Source organism: Vreelandella venusta (assembly GCF_015689495.1).
GTDB classification, from domain to species: domain Bacteria; phylum Pseudomonadota; class Gammaproteobacteria; order Pseudomonadales; family Halomonadaceae; genus Vreelandella; species Vreelandella venusta.
Window position 1 is genome coordinate 3753691 of sequence record NZ_CP065135.1, and the last position, 22387, is coordinate 3776077.

A 22387-nucleotide genomic window follows, 5' to 3' on the forward strand; every position below is an offset into this window, starting at 1 on the left:
ATGAGTGCAATTCGGGTAGTGATGGCGGACGACAGCCAACTGGCACGTGACGTGCTGCGCGACATCCTCACCCGCGATGGCGATATTGAGATTGTTGGTGAGGCCAGTAACGGGCGCGAAGCAGTGGAACTTGCCCGCCGTTTATCGCCGCAGTTGATCACAATGGATCTGAATATGCCGGTCATGGACGGCCTCAGCGCCATTGAAGAAATTATGCATACCAAAGGGGTTCCTATCCTGGTGGTAAGCGATCGTTCTGATGCTGAAACGGCCTACCGAGCACTTGATGTTGGCGCGCTAGAAGTGATCCAGAAGCCGACCCTGGATGATGAAGACGCACAACGACTACTCGCGCGCGTCCGGCTCCTTTCAGGAGTGGCCGTTATTACTCGCCTACGGCGCCGGTCAACATCCACCATGACCGTTGCGCCGGTAAACGTGCCACCGGTTAACCACCATCATCGGCCGAAGGCTTTTCAGCGCATTATCGCCATTGCTTGCTCAACCGGTGGGCCGCAGGCACTCGCCCACCTACTTAGCAAGCTGCCGAGCAACTTTCCTGCACCAATAGTGATTGCCCAGCATATCAGCCATGGCTTTATTGAAGGCATGGCACACTGGCTGGCATCGCTCTGCGCAATGCCGGTTTGCGTTGCTCAGCATGGTGAACCGCTTAAGCCAGGCTGTATTTATCTATCGCCATCGGAACGCAACTTGCGTGTCACGCCATCTCACCGCCTTCAACTACAGCAGAGCCCAGATCATTCGCTTTACCACCCCAACTGCGATGTTCTGTTAACGAGCGTCGCGAATATTTATGGTCCAGAGGCTATCGGGGTGATTTTAACGGGTATGGGACGTGATGGCGTTAGCGGTATGCGCGCTATTCATTTATCGGGCGGCTGCACCTTTGCCCAAAACGAAGCCAGCTCGGTGATTTATGGCATGAACCAAGAAGCGGTTAGTGCCGGCGTTATCCAGCATGTTGTTTCCCTTGATGAGCTTCCTGGCAGACTCATTCGCGAGACTCGTGAGCAACGGCTGTCTACCTGGACGAAATCACTATGAGCTCGCTGACGCCATTCAAAGATCTGGTGCATCGCCGCTGCGGTTTGCACTTGGATGGCCTCGCTGAAGCCCGGCTCGTCAAAGCCGTGGAGGCACTTCAGGCCGACACCGACATTAGCGATACCTCAAAGCTCATTGTGCACCTAGAGCAAAACGAAGCGATGTTTGATCGCTTTATTAGTCAGTTAACGGTAAACGAAACCTACTTCTACCGGGAGCCTGAAGCACTCCACTGGTTAGCCGATACCTATCTTCCTCGCCGATTGGCTGAAGAAGGTAAGCCATTGGCTATTTTCAGTGCAGGATGTTCTTCAGGTGAAGAGCCTTACAGTGTCGCTATTGCGCTGTTTGAGCGCTACGGAGAGCGCGCCAAGCAACTCTTTCATATTACGGGAGGAGATGTTGATCAGCAGGTTCTTAGTAAAGCCCAAAAAGGCATTTACAGCGGCATGTCATTTCGGACACTGAAACCTGCGCTTAAACACCGCTATTTTCGCCCAGAGGGTCGACGCTTCAAAATAGATGATGCGCTTCGCCACTGGGTCACCTTTTGCTCATTCAATGTATTACAGCCAGACGCTGACCAGCTTGGCCCCTTCGACGTCATCCTATTTCGTAACGTATCGATCTATTTTGACGAATCGACCCGGCGCGATATACAACGCCACCTGAAGCAGCTACTGAAACCACATGGAGTGTTGATGTGTGGTGTCACTGAAACATTAGGCAACGACCTGGGCATTTTGGAACTGCATCAGGCTCAAGGGGTGTTCTTTTTTCAAGAGAGCACGCTGCCCCGCGCTTTACCTGCCAATGATGAATCACACTATAACGACGAGCGGTTGCCAGAAGCCCCGCCAGTGTTGCCAGAAGTCCCAGCGATGTTGTCAGAAACCCCACCGGTGTTACCAAAGACACCTTCACAACCGGCAGAAAATGCACCTGAGCACAAGCAGCCGCTGACATCGTTTAACGCGGCTTTGCAGCAAGCTCATCATTTACTCAACCAGAACGCATTTTCAGAAGCAGCCGCGCTACTTTCTGACCTTTTAGCACAGCAGCCTTGGAGTGTGGATGCGTTACTGCTGGCGGGTTTAGTCGCTCGTTGGCAGCAAAACTTTACCGATGCTTACGACTACTTTAAGCGCGCCATTTACGTTGCTCCGGAATGCTGGCCAGCTCACTTTTTTCAAGCCGAGCTTTTTCGACTAGGAGAGCTTAACGATGCTCCTGGACAACGTAATCGCGGCTATGCGGCGGTTATTCGCCTACTGGATGCGTCAAAACAGGCGGATGGTGGATTGAGTGTCATTACGCCGCCTATTCCTCCGGGGGATGCCTACTTCTTGGCAACTTGCTACCTTGGCGCACAAGCAACGACACAGGGAGTAGGGTAATGGCACTGGATATTAAACGCTTTATTCAGCGCTTTATTGAAGAAGCATCAGACCACTTACCCCGGTTAAGGGAGGGCATTGAGGCCCTAGAGCAAGGCGACTCCCATCAAGAGCGTATCAATGAGCTGTTTCGTGCAGCACATTCGCTTAAAGGCTCATCGCGCATGCTAAAGCTGACGCCCATAACGGCGATCGCTCACAGTACAGAGGAGCTGCTCAGCGCACTACGCGATGGAACACAAACCGCTACACCTGATGTCACCTGCCTGCTTAATCAAGCCACGGACGCGCTGTCTGACCTAGTTAGCCAGCTTGCCCAAGGTACGTCTCCAGCAGAGCTCACGGACGCCGACGGTCAGCTTTGCCAGGCCCTGGAAAACGCTGCGGCGGGAAGGCAGCCCACGGAGCCCTCGCCTAAAACAAGCGTGTCCGAGGACGACAAAGCCGAGAGCGCAGCCCTCAGCGCTGCGCCATCGACAATGAAAAGTTCTGCACCTCCGACTCAAGAACTGCGCTTAACAGATACGGTACGCGTGCGTCTTGACCGCCTAGATGACGTTATTCGTCTGATGGGAGAAGTATTATCAGGCCACCATCATCTGCACTCACTCGTAGAGCAGGCACACAGCCTTGGCGCCTCGTTACCCAAAGAACAGCAGGCCTCCTTTAACGCTTTTAGTCGCGAGCTGAAGGACAGTGTGCTTTCCCACGACGGTCTAATGAGCGACCTTCATGACCGGGCTCTGCAAATGCGTATGCTACCGCTGAGCGTGGTGTTTGACCCCTTATCCCAAATGGCCAGAGACCTTGCCCATTCGCTAGGCAAACAAGTTAATTGCCGTGTTCACGGCAGTGAGATTGAACTTGACCGGCAGATGATAGATCGCCTATCAGACCCGCTCATTCATCTACTGCGGAATGCGTTAGACCATGGCCTGGAAACACCCGCTGAACGGCAGGCAACAGGCAAACCGTCACGGGGGCAGCTATCACTTGAGGCATGGCAAGACGGTAGCTGGGTAGTGATTGAAATGCGTGATGACGGCGCAGGTATTTCCCTTGAGGCCGTACGGCATAAGGCGCTCGCCAAGCAATTACTCAGTGAAGAGCTGCTGCTCACCCTAACCGAGCAGGAAACCTTAGAACTTATTTTCTTACCTGGGTTCTCAACCAAACCCTTGATTACCGACTTTTCTGGTCGTGGCGTGGGGATGGATGTCGTCAAGCGAACGGTGATTGACGAACTCAACGGTGATTTACAGTTAACCAGTCACCCAGGCAAAGGCACCTGTTTTACCCTGCGCCTACCTTTATCGCTAGCCATGATGCGGGTTCTGCTGATCAATGTGGGTGCTATCACGCTAGGTGTAACAGCACCTTATGTGTCAGAGCTTGTAGAGCATGCATCAACGGATTTTATTGATGCTGCTGGGCAAAAAACATTGATCCTGCGTAACGAGTTCGTACCGGTCGTTTCACTTGCGGAGCTATTGGAACTTCCCTATACACCCACTGATGCTGACAACTTACTGTTACTTGTCGTACATCAACGTCATCAAAAACTTGCGCTAATTATTGATGCCTTGGTGGATGAACGCGATATGGTAATCAAGCCGCTACCCACACACTTGCGCCACCTACCACTGGTTTCTGGCATGGTTACGCTAGGGCGCAATACGCTGGTTAGCCTATTACACGTGCCGACACTGCTGGAACACTCGCGCCGTTATGCTCCCAAAGCTCTCGCTAAAACGGATCAACCGCCACAGACACATCGTATACTGGTCGTCGATGACTCTCTAAATACCCGGGAAATTGAAAAAGATGTATTAGAAGCTTGGGGATATCAGGTCACCCTGGCAGAAAATGGCCGGGATGGTTTGAACAAAGCCCTGGCTGACTCGTTTGATGCAGTGCTCACCGACGTTGAGATGCCTGTCATGGATGGCTTTGCGCTCACTGCGAGTCTGCGAGAAAATGAGATTTATCGTTATAAGCCTATTATCATTATCACATCACGCGAAAAAGAAGCAGACCGTCGTCGCGGCATTGAAGTGGGCGCCGACGCGTATATTGTCAAAGGCAGCTTTGATCAGAATAACTTGGTGGATACGCTAAAAGCGCTACTCGGCTAAGTACTCACCATGACGGAGGTTAATCATGCAAATATTGGTCGTAGATGACGACCCGTTGGCCTGTGAAATGACAGCAACGCTGCTAGAGTTCCAGGGCTATACAACGGTCATGGCCAATGATGCCATGGAGGCCACGCAGCTATTAGATAGTTTGGACAATATCGCGCTTATTGTTAGCGATATGCATATGCCGCTCATCAATGGGATAGAGTTCTTGGAAATGTTGCGTGAACAAGACGTTACCTTACCTTTTATTTTGCTCACAGGTGACTCGCCTAACTCAACCCTTATCCAGACGCCTGGTTTAAACGCCTGCCTGCAAAAAGATGCGGAGCTAGAATCCACGTTAGGCAATGCCGTGACTCAAGCGCTCAACAGTTGAACATTGTCCATTTGCATTACAGCGCACCGTTCGCCCACATGAACAGGTAGTCTGATGTCACCATCTGCCCCGACATTGCAACAAAAGCTGAACCAGCTGCGCCAACGCTTTATTGAGCAGCTACCAGCACGTTTACAGCAAACCGCAACAAAGTGGCAACAAAGCCGACTTTCAACTGAGGCAGGGTCACGCTTAGCCCCAGAACTTCACCGCTTTTTCCATAGCTTAAAAGGTACCGGACGCTCATTGGGCTTTGAACGGATTGCTCTGTTGGCAGATCAAGGTGAAGAGCTCCTCAAAGGAGCCTCTGCTTCCGCTGACCATGCTCTTGATGACCAGGCCGTTAATGATATAAACAGCCTAATTCATCAGCTTTTTCAGCAGCTCAATGAAGAGATTAAGTACTTACAGTCACAGCATGGTCAGCAATCCCTTCTGACATCTCTTAACAGCGTCGAATTCCCATCAGTAGCACCACAGTCACTCGGCCAACGTCAGCGGCTTATTTATTTATGCGACGATGAGCCTGACCAAGTCGACCAGTTGCTACATCACCTTCGCTGCTTTGGCCATGAAGTGGTTCATTTTGAAGATACAGCGTCATTTTTTAATGCGGTTATTACCCGCCGCCCCGACGCGATCATCATGGATGTACAGTTTCCGCAAGGTAACACTGCGGGTACTGAAACGCTGACCAGCCTCAATAAATTAATCGGGGAACAATTACCCGCCATCGTACTGTCGTCCCACGGTGACTTTTATTCACGACTGAGCGCTGCTCGAGCTGGTTGTAATGGCTACTTTACCAAGCCCATTAAGCCGCTGGACTTAATGTTAGTGATTGACGAGCTCACTAGCCCCTTAGATGAAGAACCGCTGCGTGTGTTGGTAGTCGATGATGAGCCTGATGCTGCAACTTACCACTCATTGATACTAGAAGAGGCCGGTATGATTGTTCAGCAGGTGCATCACCCTGCTGACGCGCTGAGCGCCATAGAACGCTTCAGCCCTGACTTACTGTTAATTGATGTGTATATGCCGGTGTGTTCAGGTGAAGAGCTAGCGACAATTATCCGCCAGCAATCCGCCCATATTGGCCTGCCCATTATTTATCTATCTAGCGAAACAGACAGCCAAAAACAGTTATTGGCGATGACGGCGGGCGTCGAAGCTTTTATTACCAAGCCGGTTACCCCTGGCGAGCTCGTATCTGCGGTAAAGCTGCGTGCCGAACGTCTACACTTACTGCGCTCGCTGATGACCCAGGACAGTATGACAGGGCTTTATAACCATAGCACCACAACCGACCTTATCGATAAAACACTCACGCAGGCATATCGTGAAAGTAGCCAGCATGCTATGGCCATGCTCGACATTGACCATTTTAAAACTGTCAATGATACCTACGGCCATTTAGCAGGCGACCAGGTCATTATCACGCTAGCACGGCTGCTAAAAACCCGCTTGCGTGCATCCGATATCATCGGGCGTTATGGCGGTGAAGAGTTTGTCGTATTACTAAAGGGCGTTACCGCACAGCGCGCAGCCGAACTTATTGACGAACTGCGCCACGATTTCGAACAGGTAGATTTTCATGCGGGTGCAGAGCGCTTTCGCTGCACCTTCAGTGCAGGTGTTAGCAGTTTCCCCAGCCAGCTTTCCACTGAAGCGTTACTCATTAGCGCCGATCAGGCACTTTATCTAGCTAAACAGCAGGGGCGCAACCAAGTGGTAACGAATAACGAGAACGATGCAGACAGGAAAGCACAACCGAAGCCACCCGGTGTAAAAAAACAATGACCACCCCTCACCAACAGCGTGACGACCAGCCCCTCTCTCTCGAAGAGGCACTAGCGCGTCAGAGTAGCGATGACGCGATTATTGACGTGGACGAACCTTGCCAGCAGCTGGTGTTATTTCGCCTAGCAGGGCAAAGGTTCGCTTTACCAGGCAGTGCGGTCAATGAAATTCTGAACGGTGATCAGCCAGTTTATTTCGTGCCTGGGCTGCCTGCTTCCACAGAAGGTGTGATTCACTTGCGCGGCAACATTGAATCGGTAGTGACCCTACAGGCACTTCTCGGCCTCCCCCCTGCGGAGCAAACGGGCATGCTGTTAGTCGTAACCGCCGCGGGCATTCGCAGTGCCGTTCGCATCGACTGTTTAGAGGATGTTTGCGACATCCCGGTCAGTGCCCTGAAACCGGCACCGGATACTCTCGCCAGCCAGCTAATGCCTTATGTGAGCGCCCTATGGCAACCTGATGCAACGCCAGCAGAAAGTGGCAAAGAAGAGACTAAAAACGATTCTGAAGGAGGCAGCGCGGCCATTGCCCTGCTGGATCCAGCTGCTTTATTCAACGCCTATCAACAAGGTTTAGGGTAAGCCTATGGCCATTAGCGCGCCAGACCACTCCTTAGACGCAGCGACACACGTTGCGTTAGTGCTATTTAGTGCTGGCCATACGCTCGCCGCCATCGAAGCGCGCCACGTCTCGGGGTTAGCGAAATCGAGCCACCTACCGCGATGCGCGAATGCCGAGTGCCTGTTACTTAACGCGCCACAGTTGAGTATCACACCTACCCACTGGCTAACCCTTGAGGATGCCAACGGCGCTTGGCAGCTAGGCGTTAATGGCGACGTTGTCTTAGCCAACACACTGATAACCGAGCTGTTTCCATTACCCTCTTTAATTGCCGCACGCCACGTCAGCCCCGCCCTACGAGGCTTGACGATGGCTAACCAAACGGTACGTTTGTTATTCGATGGCGCAGCGCTAACGCTGCAACCATAAACAGCGAATCAACGTGCCTTTGTCTACCTGCTGGTGCGGATCAATCACCGCTAACGCATCTGCACTAATACAGGATGACAGCACGCCAGAGTTTTGGTCTTCAAAGGCATCGGCGATGATGCCCGCTTCGCTAAAACGCAGCACAACACGCATATAATGCTGGCGAGGGCCGGTCTGAGTAGTGAAATTAGCGGAGGCCGTCAGCGTAGGTAAGGCGCTCAACGTCGCACACCCCAGTAACGCCCCCATCAACGGTCGTAAAAACAACCACGCGCCCACAAACCCGGAAACAGGGTTACCCGGCAGTCCTACAAAGCGCGCTTCACTGCCGTCTTCGCGTGGCAAGCGGCCCAGCGCCAGCGGCTTCCCTGGGCGAATCGCCAGCTTCCACATATCCAACTGGCCCAGCGACTCAAGCGCAGCTTTAACATGGTCTTCCTCACCCACGCTAACACCACCCGTACTGACCACCACATCGGCGTCCGCCGCTGCGTTTGTGAGCAGCGCAACGGTCTGGCCGAAATCGTCCGGCACACTCACAAGCTGGACCACCTCCGCGCCAAACGTCTCTAACAGTCTCTTCAGCATCGGCCGATTGGAGTTATAGAGCTGACCTGGCTTTAACGGCGTGCCTGGATCAATAATCTCATCACCCGTCGAGAGCAGCGCAACGCGAGGACGGCGACGTACACTTACCACAGTAACGCCCTGGCCTGCCAAGTGGCCCAACGCCGCCGCTTCGAGCCTCTCGCCCGCCGCCAACAGTGGTTGACCTCGGCGCACATCGCGCCCTTGAAGGCGAATGTTGTCTCCACTGGGTATGTCGGTAGGCATCAAAGCTTGATGATCCGCAACTTCGACGCGCTCCTGCATGACCACGCAGTCGGCCCCTGGGGGGATCTCACCGCCGGTAAAAATCCGTGCGCAACTGCCTTCCGCCAGCGGCACTGCAGGGCTGCCTGCCGCAATACGCTGGCTGATAGGCAACCACTTGCCCGCATCATTGGCACGCAGTGCATAGCCATCCATTGCGCTATTATCAAACGGCGGGACGTCCAACTGAGCGGTAACGGATTCGGCCAGCACGCGCCCAGCAGCAGCGTCTAGTGGAACGCTCTCGGTGTCAACAAAGCTTACGTCGGCCAGCAGCGCTTTAAGCGCGGCACTTATTGGCTGTAGTTCAGCCATGCTGCCCCCGGCCTGGGATAACCAGGTTGGCGAAATTACAAGGCTTATGACGGCTATCCAACTGCTCGGCCAGAATGCCGTCCCATCCGGTACGGCAGGCGCCGGTTGAACCAGGTAAACAGAACACGACCGTAGCGTTGGCTAGACCGCCGAGACAACGGCTCTGAATAGTAGAGCTACCGATCTCTTCCCCGCTCAGTTGGCGAAAACGCTCGCCAAAGCCTTCAATACGCTTATCCAGCAGTACCGAAATAGCTTCAGGTGTAGAGTCTCGGCCAGTAAAACCTGTACCACCCGTGGTAATCACCACCTGTACATTTGCATCGGCAATCCACTGAGCGACTATCGCACGAATTTGGTAGACGTCATCCGGCACGATGCGCTTCTCCGCCAGGCTGTGCCCAGCGTCGGTCAGACGCTGCACCAGCGCTTGGCCGGAGCGATCAGTCTCATCCGTTCGTGTATCAGAGACCGTCAGCACGGCGACTTTAAGAGGTACCATTGGCTCACTCATTAGCGTTATCTCTATTTGGCTGCTTGCTTTTTAGCATGGTGCGCTTCCCAGGCAGCCTTCTGTTCGGCAGTCGCAGGCGGCTGATAAAGCTCCTTCCATTCACTATAGGGCATGCCATATACGTACTCTCGAGCTTCTTCGTAGCTGAGAGCTTCATTGCGCGATTCAGCGGCAGACACCAACCATTTCGATAAACAGTTGCGGCAAAAATCTGCCAGAATCATCAAGTCGATGTTTTGAACATCCTTATTGTCGTCTAAATGCTGTAACAAACGACGAAACGCGGCAGCTTCTAGCTCTGTACGCGTCGTTTGGTCAAATTCATTAAACGCTGACATTGGTGATCCTCTTATCAAGTAGCTTTAGAGCAGCATAACAAAAGACACCGCCCAAAGGCGGTGTCGAGTGGCAATTAAGCAACCCAGCTAGCCAGGTTTGGTAACAGAAATATCGCTACTGCTGCTACCCGTTTTGTGTGCCGCGATTTCTTCTTCGCTCATGGCGGTATCTTTGACCTCTTCGTACCACAAATTGTGGTGCTCTTTGGCCCAGGTTTCATCGACATAGCCAGTAGTCATACCTTCCAATGAGCCTTCCGTACCGATGGTCCCAATATAGATATGGCCTAGCGCGACAGCCGTCAACCCAAGCGCACCCACCGCATGGATGATGTTGGCCCACTGCATGGTATCGCGACCTTGACCATAGTTAGGGAAGTCGAGCACAAAACCACTCGCGATCACCACCAAGCCCGCAGTGGCTAATAGCCAGTACCACGCTTTTTCGCCACCGTTGGCAAAACCCGCGTCAGGATGGTGCTTGCCTGTTAATCCACCGGCCTTTTTAAACCATACCCAATCATGCTTCTTAGGAATATTGTCTTTCAGCAAGCTGATTAACAGCACAACGAGTAGCACACCGAATATCGGGCCAAGATAGTTATGCAGCACTTTGGAAGCTGAGATCATCCATGCCCAGACGGCGTCGCCAAACAGCGTGCGGAACACAAACTTACCAAACAGTAGGTTCAACCCTGTTAATGCCAAGGTGATAAACAGGGTGGCAACAGTCCAGTGCAGCGAACGCATTAGCAACGACCAGCGCAAAAGCTTACGCCCTGTGCGCGGCTCATCGAGATGTTTGCGCCCAACCATAAAGTAGAACAGCGCAATCAACACGATCATCCCACCAATCGCAATCAAACCAAACGGCGAGACCCAACGGTTTCGGATCTGTCGCCAGGTTTCGCCACTCGAATTGATCAGACTATAGGTGCTGTCAAAGCGCGAGTCGCGGTAGTTAGGCCCTGTTTCGCCACTGCGCACCTGACGCCACTGATCGGCACTAATACCAGGAGCCGCGGTCACCATCTCGCGGTCAGTGTCAGCCTGGGCAACCGCTAGCTGGGACATGCCAAGGCTGGCAGCCAGCAGCAGTAATAGTATGCCGATACGCCAACAGCGCTGGAAAAACGCCCTTCCCCAGAGTGCTAGCGCAGGCGCCTCTGGTGTTATTGTGGTCGTGGTCATCGTTGTCATGACACGCCTCCTCACCCTTTACGGGCAGCATCGTAGGCAAGGTTGTCAGTGCTGGCCTGGGGGTTATTCGACCAAGCACCATCTTTATGGCCACGATGAACGACACGCTGACGAAAAATATCGGCAACATCTTGCGCATCACCAGCCAGCAGGGCTTTGGTAGAGCACATTTCCGCACATAGCGGTAGCTTGCCTTCGGCGATGCGATTGGAGCCGTACTTCTCGTACTCCTCCTCTTTGCTCTCGGCGGGGCCGCCTGCACAGAATGTGCATTTGTCCATTTTTCCGCGCTCGCCAAATGCATTTTGTTGTGGGAACTGCGGTGCGCCAAAGGGGCACGCATACAGGCAGTAGCCACAACCAATGCACAGGTCTTTATCGTGCAGCACGATGCCATCGTCAGTTTTATAGAAGCAGTCAGTCGGACATACCGCCATGCATGGCGCGTCGTCACAGTGCATACACGCCACTGAAATCGACATCTCATTCGCTTCGCCGTCGTTAAGTGTGACCACTCGGCGACGCTGAATCCCCCACTCCACATCATTGGCATTTTTACAGGCGGTGACACAGCCGTTGCACTCGATACAGCGCTCGGCGTCACACATAAATTTCATTTGAGCCATGGTATTCTCCTCTCACCAGCGCGGGCATTTCCCCCCGCTGGGTTCTGTCAGGTCGGTCGAGACGTTATTGGCTTAAGCCCGCTCAATTCGGCAGATGGTGCACTTAGTTTCCTGCATCAGTGTCACCGGGTCATAGCCATAGGTGGTGGCGGTATTAGCCGCCTCACCAATGACGTACGGGTCAGACCCATCCGGATAACGATCCCGTAAGCTCTCGCCTTGGAACATGCCGCCAAAGTGGAACGGCATAAAGGCAACGTTGCGATCAACCCGGGGCGTGACCAAGGCTTTCACCTTCACTCGACCACCTTCTGCACCCTCAACCCATACGTCGTCGCCATCACGTACGCCAATATCATTAGCATCCGCGGGGTTCATCTCGACAAACATCTCTTGCTGTAGCTCGGCCAGCCACGACATAGAGCGTGTTTCTTCACCGCCTCCCTCGTATTCAACCAATCGACCCGACGTGAGAATAATCGGATAATCAGCGCTGTTATCACGATCCTGGATGGTTTTGTACATCGTGGGCAGACGCATAATTGAGTCAAAATCGTCCCAGGTGGGATAGCGTCCGACCAAGTCGCGACGAGTGGTATATAGCGGCTCGCGGTGTTTAGGCACTGCATCTGGGAAGGTCCATACCACGGCACGTGCTTTTGCGTTGCCATAAGGCGCGCAACCACGACCTATCGCCACCCGCTGGATACCGCCTGAGAGGTCGGTTTTCCAGTTTTTACCTTCAGCGGCGGTTTTCTCAATGTCAGTCAGGTCATCCCACCAACCGAGATCTTTGAGCAGTTGGTCGGTAAACTCGGGGTAGCCGTCATCAATCTCGCCATCTACTGGCGCAGAGCCCTCCGCCAGCAAATTAACGCCGTCGCGTTCAATACCAAAACGGGCCCGGAAACCCATACCGCCTTCCATTACCGGTACGCTGGTGTCATAGAGGTTGGGTGAGCCAGGGTGGTTAAACTCTGGTGTGCCCCAGCACGGCCACGGCAGCCCATAGTAATCACCGTCGGCAGGGCCACCTTGGGCGCGTAAGTTCTGAAAGCTGAAGGTATGCCAGTTTTTCTGGTGCTCTTTGAGACGCTCAGGGCTTTGACCTGTGTAGCCAACAGTCCACATGCCACGATTGATTTCACGTAGCACGTCTTCAATCAGAGGCTCGTTGCCGTTCATCTCAAAGTTCTTCACGAACTCGTTACCAAAGCCAAGCTTGTTGGCAAATAGGTACATTATTTCGTGATCAGGCTTTGCTTCAAATAGCGGCTCAATGACTTTGTCGCGCCACTGAATAGAGCGGTTGGTGGCCGTCACGCTACCAGTAGTTTCAAACTGGGTCGCCGCAGGCAGCAGATAAACACCATCAGCGCGGTCGTGCATTACCGAGGCAACCGTGGGATAGGGGTCAACAATGACCATCATCTCAAGCTTCTGCATGGCTTTTTGCATTTCCACGCCGCGAGTTTGCGAGTTGACCGCGTGCCCCCAGTAGAACATCGCTTTTAGCGCGGTGCGCTGGGAGATATTTTCATCCTCTTCCAGTACACCATCTACCCAGCGGGATACGGTAATACCGCTGGAGTACATTGGTTTTCCATCAGCATACTCGGTATCGTCAAAGCGGCCTTTTAGCCACTCATAGTCGACATCCCACACCTGGGACCAGTGCTGCCATGCGCCTTCAGCTAACCCGTAATAACCGGGTAACGAGTCACAGCCAAGGCCGAGGTCGGTAGCCCCCTGCACGTTATCATGGCCCCGCAAAATGTTGGCACCACCGCCGGACTTACCAATATTGCCCAGCGCCAGCTCTAGAATGCAGTACGCGCGAGTGTTGTTATTACCGGTAGTGTGCTGGGTACCGCCCATACACCAGACCACGCAGCCCGGGCGATTGTCAGCAAGCCGTTTAGCCACATCAAACATGTCCGCTTCCGGTACGCCTGTAATGTCTTCCACGACACTTGGCGTGAACTGAGCCACCTCGGCACGCACTTCATCCATACCGTAAACACGCTGGCTGATATATTCGCTGTCTTCCCAGCCATTCTCAAAGATGTGCCACAACAGCCCCCAGATATAAGCAACGTCCGAGCCAGGGCGCAGGCGTACGTACTTATTGGCTTTTGCTGCGGTACGCGTAAAGCGCGGATCGGCGACGATGATGTCGCAGTTATTACGCTCTTTAGCGATGAGAATATGCTGCATTGCGACCGGGTGAGCTTCACTCGGGTTGGAGCCGATGAACAGAATCGCCTTGCTGTTCTGCATATCATTGAGCGAGTTGGTCATCGCACCGTAACCCCAGGTGTTGGCAACACCTGCCACGGTGGTGGAGTGACAAATTCGTGCTTGGTGATCTGTGTTGTTGGTGCCCCACATGGAGGCCAGCTTGCGCATCAAGTACGCCTGCTCGTTATTAAACTTGGCCGAGCCAAGCCAGTAAACACTGTCTGGGCCATAGGCGTCACGCAGTTCAAGCAGCTTATCGCCTATTTCATTAACCGCATCGTCCCAGCTCAGCCGCTGCCATTCACCCGCCACTAGCTTCATGGGGTATTTTAGGCGACGGGTAGAGTGACCGTGCTGGCGTAGCGAGGCCCCTTTGGCACAGTGAGCACCACGGTTAATCGGGTGGTCAAACGCGGGTTCTTGTTTTGTCCAAATGCCTTCTTGAACTTCTGCATAGACACCACAGCCCACCGAACAGTGGGAACAAATGGTGCGTTTGGTCTCAACGGGTGAGTCTAGTACAGGGGTTTTATTCGCCGACTCGGCGCGCTGCATCATCGGCGCGCCCATAAAGCCCGCAGCTGCTACGCCACCGGTGGCGACGCCACTACGCTTTAAAAATTGACGACGGGAGATTCCAAGCCCTGAAGCGTTGGCAGTATTGGTTTTGCGAGTTAGACGCATGGCAGTTCTCCTGGCATTTCGCCGTCAATCACGCAGCGACGCATAGTACGCGCGAATATGGTCAGTTTCGTGGTAGTTCGTTGTTTGTTTTTTAGGCTCAATCGACGTGGTGTTATCGGCTTGAGCTAGCGTGACGTGACCTACAGCAGCGGCCGCACCGGCAGCGGCGGTACCTAGCCCAACGGTTTTCATAAACCGGCGGCGCTCAGGGTTGTGTGACGTGTGCATGGGTTTCTCCTCTATCATGCCCTTATTCTTCTGCATGGCCTGCTGGCCCTATTATTCGCTTACCGCTGCGCACTGCCACTCACGGTGTGACGTCGCGCGCCGCGCCGGTTGCGGTTGTCGTTGGCTCCACAATCCGCACCGCTTGATAGGCCGCTCTTTCGCTCAACGTTGCCTGCTCGCTTTCCATAAACGCGCCGCCCAACTGACCAAGCGATGCGTAAAAAACAGTGTCTACGTTAGTAAGGTCGTCAAAACAACGCGTTGACCAGGGAGCCATGTGTTGCTGGAAGAAGTAGCTCTGCTCGCTGCTCTGGGACGTAATCAGCATTGCCATCACCTCACATATAGCAGCCAAATGATCTTCTGGCTCGCGGGTATGCTCGCTACGCTCAAACCCCAGCGCGCGAAGGTCCTGACGTAATGCAACTAATGCTGCCTCCATTAATTCCCCGTTTCGGTACCAAGACGCATAAGGCACTATCTCGCCCTGAATGACGCCAACCAGAAGACGAAAGTGGGCACGCTGCAGGCTATCTACACTGCTTTGGCCAGCAGCATTTGAGAGCGCTGACCAACACTCCGCCAATCGGCTGCCGTCTTGCTCAATATCTAGACTGGCTAGCCACGCTAATAACTCACCGTCGGGCGCCTGGCGTAGCAAACTAGCTAATAGCTGATAAATATCGGCCCGCAGTGCGTCTGTATCGCTAAGTGTGGGCATTGCATCACTCATTGCTTTACACCTTTAGTTGCGCATCAGGGTCACGGATCATGGTTTTCCACACATCTTTAACCCGGCAGTCCTCGCACATTTCTAGCCGCGCGAGTGCATCGCCCGCGAAATAGGGGTGGTTAGCCAGCTTCGCTTTGATGGTCGCTACCGTACTGGCAGTGGCAAACGGCTTGCCGCAGCCAATACACTCAAAGGCCGCCTCTTCGTGACAAACTTGCCGTGTGTCGCGTTCCGGCGCCGCTAAAAAACCAGGAAGTAGCGTAATCGCGCTTTCAGGGCACGCCTGTTCACATAGCCCGCACTGCACACAGTCGGACTCCAAGAAACTTAGCGCGGGTGTATCGCCCCCTGCTTTCAGTGCCGGCGTCGGACAATTACTCACGCAGGCATGACAAAGCGTGCAGGCTTCACGATCAACTTGAATGCCGCCATAAGCGGCCCCGTCAGGCATGCTATGCCGGTCATTACTAGGCGTTCCAAATGCTGCAAGTGTTGCGAGCACTTGATTAAAGCGGGCGCGCTTATGGGTATCGGTAAAGGTCAACGCAGCATCGGTTAATGGCGTAAGCGTGGGAAGTGCATCGCGTTCAACCGCCGACTCTGGCGGCAACAGTTTAATCCGCGCGGCATCATGCCCCAGTGCTTCCAGTAAGCCGTGGGCTTGAGCAACCTGGTGGGTGATGAACGTGGTTAAACGAGGCGGCATCCCATCGTGCAACTGAATACGCACCTCGGCAGCTCCGTTCGCCAGCGCGGTAAGCCACTGATCGTGGCCAGCAGCCCCCAGCTCTTCAAGCGGGACATCAAGCAGATGGCCTGGCGTAACAGCACCTGCTTGGCGTTCAGCATCGAGAAAGTCATGGGTGACAAAACGCATCACAGGCGCTTGGCCGCCCGCCTCGCGATAGGCGGCCAGCCACGTCGCTAAGGTGTCTTGCTGACGACGGGTTTCCGGCAGGCGAAATTCAATCGCACCAGTTGGGCAAGCGCTGGTACAACTGCCCACCCCTTGGCAAAGGAACGGGTCAATCTCAATACGCGACTCAATGCGCCCTTGAATGCTGGAAATGGCATCTGCGGGGCAAACATCCAAACAGCGAGTACAGCCCACGTTGCCACTCGCGGAGTGTGCGCAGAGATCACTATTAACCTGGAAGTAACGCGGTTTATCGAATTCACCAACGAGTTCAATAACGCTTTCCAGAATTTCACCGCGCCGCGCTTCTTGGGCTAGCCAATCCAGACACACATAGCCCGGCGGTGGGATTTCCCATTCATGAGTGGCCTTCGACATGGCTGCTGACGTTAAGTCGAGCACCACGTCAAACACATCACGCTCAATCAGTGCTTGAGCCAAATTGAGTGTGTCGCCATTCGCGGGCGCTACCTCAACGCGAAAGGCACCCAGATAACCAGTGATGCGCAGTTGAGATTGTTGGGTATCGGTTAGCGTTTGGCAGATGAGAGGCTCGTTGGCCGCCGCTAAATCAACGGTAGAATCCGTTGTTAGCAGTGTCAACGATGCCAAGCCACGCCCCTGTAACACTCGGGCAGCTTGGCTAACATCGTGTGAATTGCCCATCAACAGCGCATGACCGCGGCTGTGATAAGTCACGTTAGCAGGCGTTAAGTTAACCGGCCACGAGATACGCTGGCGTACCGCTTCGCGGGCGGTGACGTTAACCTGGTCATCTACCGATGCCAGTTGGATTCGTTGGTTCATGCATTCTCACGGTCAGAAAGTCTTTTTTTTATAATTAAAAGTTATGTTATTTACTTTAATGGCATATCTTAGCGCTTTCCCTACCTTGAGCGTATGGTGCTTACGCGTTTTTCGCCACTTTAAAGCGCATCAGCGTCTCAACGCATCATCAGAAAAATCACCATAACCAACTGTTTATAAAAACACTTACTCCTTTTTAATACGTTCGTCTAGCTTGCTGTTAGATGAATCAGACTGGTCGTCTAGTGACGCTGTTGTTGCGCAACCACTCTCGCTTATACAAGCATTAACGTCTTCATGTGGGGTAGAAGTTCCGTCATCCGCGATACTCTCACCAGCTGTTTCTGCTGGCCTATCGACTGCCTCTTCCGCTTTGTTTGCCCAGCGGCGAAGCTTGCCTGCCAGCTCAGTGGCCATAGGTTTAAGCTGCTGACGATAATCAGCATCGTAGTCATCCAACCCATCGCGTACGTTGTAGTTACCGGTAGCCCATAGCCTTTTTAGGGCACGACGGCGCAGCGCAGCGCTAACACCAGGTGCCATGAACGCGCTGAAATCACTGCCTGCCGGTAAACTATCAGGGTCGGGTAAAGTGTGATCCAAGCTGCCAGGAAGGGGACGCGCGTCATCAACGCTAGCCTCTGCATCCAACGACTCAGTATCGCTGGAAGTAGCACTTAGCGCATCGGCCTCTAGCCCTAGCTCTGACTTCGGCTCTGCGCTGCCGTTGGGAGGGTTCTCTGAAGCTACGTCTGCTTCGTTGCTTTCAACGCCACGCTTTTTACGTGACCAGCGTTCAAGCCTGCTCACTGGGGCTGCTCCTTGGTCGGGGTGTCTTTAGCCCGACCGGCTCCCTTATGCTTCTTTTTGCGCTTTTCTGATGGCGCTTCACCATGGCGCGCTAAATAGCTTTCCAACCATACCTGAATCGCCATCGGCATCGATGCTTCGAGTACCTGCTGTTCACCATCAAGCCACCCCGCCGCAACATCTTGGCTTGCAGTAATAGCATCAGGCTTGGGCGCTTGTCCGGTAAAACCAGCGCGAACAAAAAGACGTGGGGTTGCTGACGTAAGGTTAAAGCGGTAGGCCGCACGCTCGGTCATCGACAGTTGAAGGCTAAGCACATAGTCACCTTGCTCACCTGGCGTCAGCTCGGCGATACGCCATTGTGTTAAGGTAAAGCCCCTCACCTGCTTGGGCTCTGCCATCAAGGTAATGCTCAAAGAGCGCAGATTATCACTCATACGGATAGACCACCTTAGACCTTGAATGGGTAGACAAGTAAGCCTTTTGAGCGCCATCATCGTCAACTCAGAGTGTTTTACTCAACTATTATAATTTACATGTATGCGTTACATGATTCTTCACTAGGTTCCAACGAGGATTGCGGATGCCCGCCCTTCAGTTAAGCCGAGCCCGCTTACCGGCCACGACGACAATCGATGTGCTGGATGCTTACGGCGACTCCCGCCAACAAGCCATCGCCGCAGAGCGTGCGCTGACGGTTTATCTCAATAAGCGTGAAATTGTCACGCTAATGACGCTGGGCGATGACCCTGAAGCCTTGGTGGTGGGCTATCTACGCAACCAGGGATTACTGCGCCGCGCGGAAGACTTATTGGCGGTACAGGTGGATTGGGAGGTGGAGTCCGCCGCCGTCGTCACCGATTATTTACCTGACGATTTAGACAACCGGCTGAGTACTCGTACCGTCACCACGGGTTGCGGTCAGGGGACCGTGTTCGGCAAATTACTGGAACAAACATCGCTCTCTGCGTTACCTGAGACACCGCTGGCGCAATCAACGCTTTATCAGTTGCTAACCAATTTGAATACCTACAACGAGACTTATCGCAGCGCGGGAGCAGTACACGGTTGTGCGCTGTGCCAGCAAAGCCGCGTGCTCGACTTCGTTGAAGATGTCGGGCGTCACAATGCGGTGGATACCCTGGCAGGCCACCAGTGGCTCAACCAGGCCGAAAGCAGTAGTGCTGATATTTTCTATACCACTGGCCGCCTAACTTCCGAAATGGTGTTGAAAGTGGCGCAAATGGGGATCAGCGTGCTGGTTTCACGTTCTGGGGTGACCCAAAAAGGCGTGGAGCTGGCGGAACGCTTCGGCGTGATGCTGATTGCTCGGGCTAAGGGCAAACACTTCCAGGCGATTAATACAGCTAACCGCCTAACGTTAGATGCCATTCCTGCCAAGCCACTCAGTGCGCGCACGTCTAAGGAGGCCGGTCTATGATCACCCCGCAAACCCTCACTGGCATGATTCTCGCGGGCGGTGAAGGCCGCCGTATGGGTGGGCGTGACAAAGGCCTTGAACCCTTCGCGGGACTACCGCTCGTGGCCCATGTGGCTCAACGCTTTGATAGCCATGTATCCGAACTATTGATCAACGCCAATCGCAATACAGATGCCTATGCACTGTTTGCAAGTCGGGTTATTGAAGACGTGGAAGGCGGCTTTAAAGGCCCGTTGATGGGCATTTATAGTGGCCTGCGCGCTGCTAAAACGCCCTGGCTACTGGTTGCCCCTTGCGACTCACCTGCCCTACCTAATGACCTAGTGGCGCGTATGGTGGCAGGCATCACCTCAGAGAGTGGTGAACACGATATCGCCGTTGCGTTTGACGGCGAGCGCCTGCACCCAGTCGTCGCACTGCTGCGCACCTCGCTTGCCGATGACTTAGCGAATGCGCTGGCTGAGGGCGAACGTAAAATTGACCGCTGGTACGCTCGCCACTCATGGTGCAAGGTCGATATGTCGGATTGCCCGGAAACATTTGCCAACCTCAATACCGAAGAGGAAAAGGCTCGTTTGGAGCTAACGCTAGGCTCTGTCGCTAACAACGCTGCCTCGAGGGAAACACCATGAGCCTGTCGTGCTTCGAACTCGGTGAGCAAATGCTCAGCGTTGACGCAGCGCGAGAGGCACTACTGCCCTTGGCTGAACAGCCCGTTGCGGTAGAATCGGTAGCGCTGAGCCAAGCTTATGGCAGACGCTTAGCCACCGATATCATTGCGCCAATTAACGTGCCACAGAATACCAATGCAGCCATGGATGGTATCGCCCTGGCGTGGCCAGGAGAGCAACCTCATCAAACCCAATGGCCGATTGCAGGCGATGCTTTTGCCGGACAAGCGTTTGAAGGCAGCGTACCTCTCGGCCAATGCGTACGCATTACCACGGGTGCCCCGTTACCGTCAGGCACCGACACCATTATCATGCGCGAGCAGCTTAGCGAGCATAACAGCAGTGTCACCGTTGACTCTCCCGATCGAGTTAGCCATGGTCAGCATGTGCGCCAAGCAGGGGAAGATATTGCCCTAGGCGAGGTAGCACTGGTAGCTGGCACGCGGTTAGATGCCGCCTGCTTGGGGTTAATCGCCTCACTGGGCTATGGTGAGGTTTGTGTTTTCAGGCGTCCAAAGGTGGCGATTTTCTCTACTGGAAATGAGGTCACTCCCCCTGGCGAAGCGCTGCCCAGCGCAGGCATTTACGACACCAATCGTTTTACATTGCTGGGCCTGCTCAACGAACAGGGTGCTGAAGTGATGGATCTGGGCATTTTGCCTGATGACCCCACCACCATTCAAAATGCCCTGGCTAGCGCGGCGACGCAGTGTGATTTAGTTATTACCAGTGGAGGCGTTTCTGTCGGCCAGGCCGATTACACCAGGGCAGCGTTGGAAACATTAGGCCAATTAGCTTTTTGGCGCGTGGCGCTGCGCCCCGGGCGCCCCATGGCCTGCGGCTGGCTGGGTGAATCGCGCAAGCCATTTGTCGGCTTACCCGGCAACCCCGTTGCGGTCATGGTAACCTTTAGCCAATTCGTAGTGCCATTATTGGAACGTTTACAAAAACAATCTCCCGTTCCACCGAGGCGTTTAACAGCCATTACCCAAACTCCGCTAAAAAGTCGCCTAAAGCGCACCGATTTTATACGTGGCATTTATTCAAGCGATGCTCACGGTGTGCTGCAAGTACGTAGTACCGGAGCACAGGGGTCTGGGATTCTAACCTCGATGGTAGCTGCTAACTGCCTGATTGAGCTAGGTGATGATCAAGCAGGCGCCCAGCCAGGCGACGCAGTCTGCATTCAACCACTGACGAGGTGGCCATGACTAAACAACCAATTGCTGAAACACTCATTGATGATTTCGGCCGTCGTGTTAGCTATGTACGCATTTCCGTGACGGATCGTTGCGACTTCCGCTGCGTTTACTGCATGAGCGAAGAGATGACCTTCCTGCCAAGAGCGAAGGTGCTTACGCTGGAAGAACTCGCCATGGTAGCTCAGGCGTTTACCGAGCTAGGCGTTGAGAAAATCCGCTTAACTGGGGGCGAGCCGCTAGTACGTAATGGCATTGAGCAGCTTGTGGACGACATTGGCGCGCTGCCGGGGCTCAACGATTTCACCATGACCACGAACGGGGCCAGTTTGCGTAAACACGCCAAACGGCTCTATCAAGGGGGGCTGCGCAGACTCAATATCAGCCTTGACTCCCTTGACCCAAAGCGCTTCAAACAGCTGACTCGGACAGGTGATTTAGCGAAAGTGATTGACGGCATTCACGCCGCTAAAGAAGCTGGTTTTTCACGTATCAAGCTTAACGCAGTAATTCTAAAGGGGCGCAATGATGATGAAGTGCTGGACCTCGTTACGTTCGCTCGCCAAGAAGAGCTAGATATCAGCTTTATCGAAGAGATGCCGCTGGGCGATGTGTCTGATCACTCTCGAGCCGAGACCTTTTACTCTAGTGACGACGTTCAAGCACTGATTGAGACACGCTACCCGCTCATGCCCACAACGGAAACCACACCTGGGCCTTCGCGCTATTTTAAAATGGCCGATAGCAGCAGTCGGGTTGGCTTTATTTCGCCCCATAGTCACAACTTTTGCGATAGCTGCAACCGCGTACGGGTAACCGTTGAAGGCCGTCTACTGCTCTGCCTAGGCAATGAACACTCGGTCGATTTACGTGCTGTACTACGCCGACACCCTGGCAATATGCTGGCGTTGAAAACCGCCATTATTAATGCCTTGCCGCTCAAGCCCGAGCGCCATCACTTTACGACCGATGGCGATGTCCAGGTGGTGCGCTTTATGAATATGACAGGGGGTTAA

General features: G+C 53.8%; 22 protein-coding genes. 11 read left to right on the top strand and 11 right to left on the bottom strand.

All coding sequences use genetic code 11. From position 1 onward, the window contains the following. The 7 genes from cheB to IR195_RS17515 are packed head-to-tail and all read left to right on the top strand — an operon-like array spanning position 1 to position 7775. Entirely contained in the window at positions 1-1068 is a 1068-nt protein-coding gene (gene cheB, locus IR195_RS17485) for a chemotaxis-specific protein-glutamate methyltransferase CheB (protein ID WP_206048174.1), read from the top strand. Beyond that, positions 1065-2465, top strand: a complete 1401-nt coding sequence (locus IR195_RS17490; protein ID WP_206048175.1) for a CheR family methyltransferase — start codon at positions 1065-1067, stop codon at positions 2463-2465. The genes cheB and IR195_RS17490 overlap by 4 nt, the downstream gene beginning before the upstream one ends. Then, the gene (locus tag IR195_RS17495) at positions 2465-4600 is read left to right on the top strand and encodes a hybrid sensor histidine kinase/response regulator (RefSeq protein ID WP_146944282.1); all 2136 of its coding nucleotides are present in this window, start codon (positions 2465-2467) and stop codon (positions 4598-4600) included. The genes IR195_RS17490 and IR195_RS17495 overlap by 1 nt, the downstream gene beginning before the upstream one ends. Positions 4601-4625: 25 nt before the next feature. Then, the gene (locus IR195_RS17500; protein WP_125751815.1) at positions 4626-4982 is read left to right on the top strand and encodes a response regulator; all 357 of its coding nucleotides are present in this window, start codon (positions 4626-4628) and stop codon (positions 4980-4982) included. Positions 4983-5036: 54 nt separating this feature from the next. Beyond that, positions 5037-6782, top strand: coding sequence for a diguanylate cyclase (locus IR195_RS17505; RefSeq protein WP_125751818.1), 1746 nt, complete (start codon positions 5037-5039; stop codon positions 6780-6782). Beyond that, positions 6779-7366, top strand: coding sequence for a chemotaxis protein CheW (locus IR195_RS17510; RefSeq protein ID WP_125751821.1), 588 nt, complete (start codon positions 6779-6781; stop codon positions 7364-7366). The genes IR195_RS17505 and IR195_RS17510 overlap by 4 nt, the downstream gene beginning before the upstream one ends. Before the next feature lie 4 nt (positions 7367-7370). Then, positions 7371-7775 carry a hypothetical protein gene (locus IR195_RS17515; protein WP_206048176.1) on the top strand — a complete coding sequence of 135 codons (405 nt, stop codon included), beginning with the start codon at positions 7371-7373 and terminating at the stop codon, positions 7773-7775. Here the strand turns inward: IR195_RS17515 and IR195_RS17520 are convergent. The 11 genes from IR195_RS17520 to IR195_RS17570 all read right to left on the bottom strand — a co-directional run bounded on the left by IR195_RS17520 (position 7758) and on the right by IR195_RS17570 (position 18497). Further along, complete coding sequence (locus IR195_RS17520) at positions 7758-8963, bottom strand: molybdopterin molybdotransferase MoeA (protein WP_206048177.1); 1206 nt, start codon at positions 8961-8963, stop codon at positions 7758-7760. The genes IR195_RS17515 and IR195_RS17520 overlap by 18 nt on opposite strands. Beyond that, entirely contained in the window at positions 8956-9477 is a 522-nt protein-coding gene (gene moaB / locus IR195_RS17525) for a molybdenum cofactor biosynthesis protein B (RefSeq protein WP_125751830.1), read from the bottom strand. Before moaB ends, IR195_RS17520 begins: the two co-directional genes overlap by 8 nt. 11 nt (positions 9478-9488) lie before the next feature. Beyond that, positions 9489-9815, bottom strand: a complete 327-nt coding sequence (locus tag IR195_RS17530; protein ID WP_125751833.1) for a DUF1244 domain-containing protein — start codon at positions 9813-9815, stop codon at positions 9489-9491. Positions 9816-9902: 87 nt separating this feature from the next. Continuing rightward, complete coding sequence (locus tag IR195_RS17535) at positions 9903-11015, bottom strand: formate dehydrogenase subunit gamma (protein ID WP_146944292.1); 1113 nt, start codon at positions 11013-11015, stop codon at positions 9903-9905. A gap of 11 nt (positions 11016-11026) precedes the next feature. After that, complete coding sequence (gene fdh3B / locus IR195_RS17540; RefSeq protein ID WP_146944294.1) at positions 11027-11641, bottom strand: formate dehydrogenase FDH3 subunit beta; 615 nt, start codon at positions 11639-11641, stop codon at positions 11027-11029. Between the two features lie 72 nt (positions 11642-11713). Next, on the bottom strand, positions 11714-14566 hold the full coding sequence (locus IR195_RS17545; protein ID WP_146944296.1) for a molybdopterin-dependent oxidoreductase: 2853 nt from the start codon (positions 14564-14566) through the stop codon (positions 11714-11716). 24 nt (positions 14567-14590) lie between these two features. Next, entirely contained in the window at positions 14591-14794 is a 204-nt protein-coding gene (locus IR195_RS17550; RefSeq protein WP_206048178.1) for a twin-arginine translocation signal domain-containing protein, read from the bottom strand. Between the two features lie 79 nt (positions 14795-14873). Further along, positions 14874-15527 (bottom strand): TorD/DmsD family molecular chaperone, encoded by a 654-nt coding sequence (locus IR195_RS17555; protein WP_206048179.1) that lies wholly within the window; start codon positions 15525-15527, stop codon positions 14874-14876. A gap of 4 nt (positions 15528-15531) precedes the next feature. Further along, positions 15532-17250, bottom strand: a complete 1719-nt coding sequence (locus tag IR195_RS17560) for a 4Fe-4S binding protein (RefSeq protein WP_206048180.1) — start codon at positions 17248-17250, stop codon at positions 15532-15534. Positions 17251-17436: 186 nt separating this feature from the next. Beyond that, positions 17437-18060 (bottom strand): DUF3306 domain-containing protein, encoded by a 624-nt coding sequence (locus IR195_RS17565; protein WP_206048181.1) that lies wholly within the window; start codon positions 18058-18060, stop codon positions 17437-17439. After that, positions 18057-18497, bottom strand: a complete 441-nt coding sequence (locus tag IR195_RS17570; RefSeq protein ID WP_206048182.1) for a DUF3305 domain-containing protein — start codon at positions 18495-18497, stop codon at positions 18057-18059. Before IR195_RS17570 ends, IR195_RS17565 begins: the two co-directional genes overlap by 4 nt. 146 nt (positions 18498-18643) lie before the next feature. Between IR195_RS17570 and IR195_RS17575 the strand changes: the two genes are divergently transcribed. Genes IR195_RS17575 through moaA form a run of 4 tightly spaced genes read left to right on the top strand, consistent with a single transcriptional unit; the run spans position 18644 to position 22387 of the window. Next, the gene (locus IR195_RS17575; protein WP_206048183.1) at positions 18644-19501 is read left to right on the top strand and encodes a formate dehydrogenase accessory sulfurtransferase FdhD; all 858 of its coding nucleotides are present in this window, start codon (positions 18644-18646) and stop codon (positions 19499-19501) included. After that, on the top strand, positions 19498-20133 hold the full coding sequence (gene mobA / locus IR195_RS17580; protein ID WP_125751857.1) for a molybdenum cofactor guanylyltransferase MobA: 636 nt from the start codon (positions 19498-19500) through the stop codon (positions 20131-20133). The genes IR195_RS17575 and mobA overlap by 4 nt, the downstream gene beginning before the upstream one ends. Then, positions 20130-21383: a molybdopterin molybdotransferase MoeA gene (gene moeA, locus IR195_RS17585; RefSeq protein WP_206048184.1), complete on the top strand. Its 1254-nt coding sequence runs from the start codon at positions 20130-20132 to the stop codon at positions 21381-21383. Before mobA ends, moeA begins: the two co-directional genes overlap by 4 nt. Next, positions 21380-22387, top strand: a complete 1008-nt coding sequence (gene moaA, locus IR195_RS17590) for a GTP 3',8-cyclase MoaA (RefSeq protein ID WP_213017540.1) — start codon at positions 21380-21382, stop codon at positions 22385-22387. Before moeA ends, moaA begins: the two co-directional genes overlap by 4 nt.

Coding starts and splice junctions, on each gene's coding strand:
- cheB (WP_206048174.1), top strand. CDS start 1: ATGAGTGCAATTCGGGTAGTGATGGCGGACGACAGCCAACTGGCACGT.
- IR195_RS17490 (WP_206048175.1), top strand. CDS start 1,065: ATGAGCTCGCTGACGCCATTCAAAGATCTGGTGCATCGCCGCTGCGGT.
- IR195_RS17495 (WP_146944282.1), top strand. CDS start 2,465: ATGGCACTGGATATTAAACGCTTTATTCAGCGCTTTATTGAAGAAGCA.
- IR195_RS17500 (WP_125751815.1), top strand. CDS start 4,626: ATGCAAATATTGGTCGTAGATGACGACCCGTTGGCCTGTGAAATGACA.
- IR195_RS17505 (WP_125751818.1), top strand. CDS start 5,037: ATGTCACCATCTGCCCCGACATTGCAACAAAAGCTGAACCAGCTGCGC.
- IR195_RS17510 (WP_125751821.1), top strand. CDS start 6,779: ATGACCACCCCTCACCAACAGCGTGACGACCAGCCCCTCTCTCTCGAA.
- IR195_RS17515 (WP_206048176.1), top strand. CDS start 7,371: ATGGCCATTAGCGCGCCAGACCACTCCTTAGACGCAGCGACACACGTT.
- IR195_RS17520 (WP_206048177.1), bottom strand. CDS start 8,963: ATGGCTGAACTACAGCCAATAAGTGCCGCGCTTAAAGCGCTGCTGGCC.
- moaB (WP_125751830.1), bottom strand. CDS start 9,477: ATGAGTGAGCCAATGGTACCTCTTAAAGTCGCCGTGCTGACGGTCTCT.
- IR195_RS17530 (WP_125751833.1), bottom strand. CDS start 9,815: ATGTCAGCGTTTAATGAATTTGACCAAACGACGCGTACAGAGCTAGAA.
- IR195_RS17535 (WP_146944292.1), bottom strand. CDS start 11,015: ATGACAACGATGACCACGACCACAATAACACCAGAGGCGCCTGCGCTA.
- fdh3B (WP_146944294.1), bottom strand. CDS start 11,641: ATGGCTCAAATGAAATTTATGTGTGACGCCGAGCGCTGTATCGAGTGC.
- IR195_RS17545 (WP_146944296.1), bottom strand. CDS start 14,566: ATGCGTCTAACTCGCAAAACCAATACTGCCAACGCTTCAGGGCTTGGA.
- IR195_RS17550 (WP_206048178.1), bottom strand. CDS start 14,794: ATGCACACGTCACACAACCCTGAGCGCCGCCGGTTTATGAAAACCGTT.
- IR195_RS17555 (WP_206048179.1), bottom strand. CDS start 15,527: ATGAGTGATGCAATGCCCACACTTAGCGATACAGACGCACTGCGGGCC.
- IR195_RS17560 (WP_206048180.1), bottom strand. CDS start 17,250: ATGAACCAACGAATCCAACTGGCATCGGTAGATGACCAGGTTAACGTC.
- IR195_RS17570 (WP_206048182.1), bottom strand. CDS start 18,497: ATGAGTGATAATCTGCGCTCTTTGAGCATTACCTTGATGGCAGAGCCC.
- IR195_RS17575 (WP_206048183.1), top strand. CDS start 18,644: ATGCCCGCCCTTCAGTTAAGCCGAGCCCGCTTACCGGCCACGACGACA.
- mobA (WP_125751857.1), top strand. CDS start 19,498: ATGATCACCCCGCAAACCCTCACTGGCATGATTCTCGCGGGCGGTGAA.
- moeA (WP_206048184.1), top strand. CDS start 20,130: ATGAGCCTGTCGTGCTTCGAACTCGGTGAGCAAATGCTCAGCGTTGAC.
- moaA (WP_213017540.1), top strand. CDS start 21,380: ATGACTAAACAACCAATTGCTGAAACACTCATTGATGATTTCGGCCGT.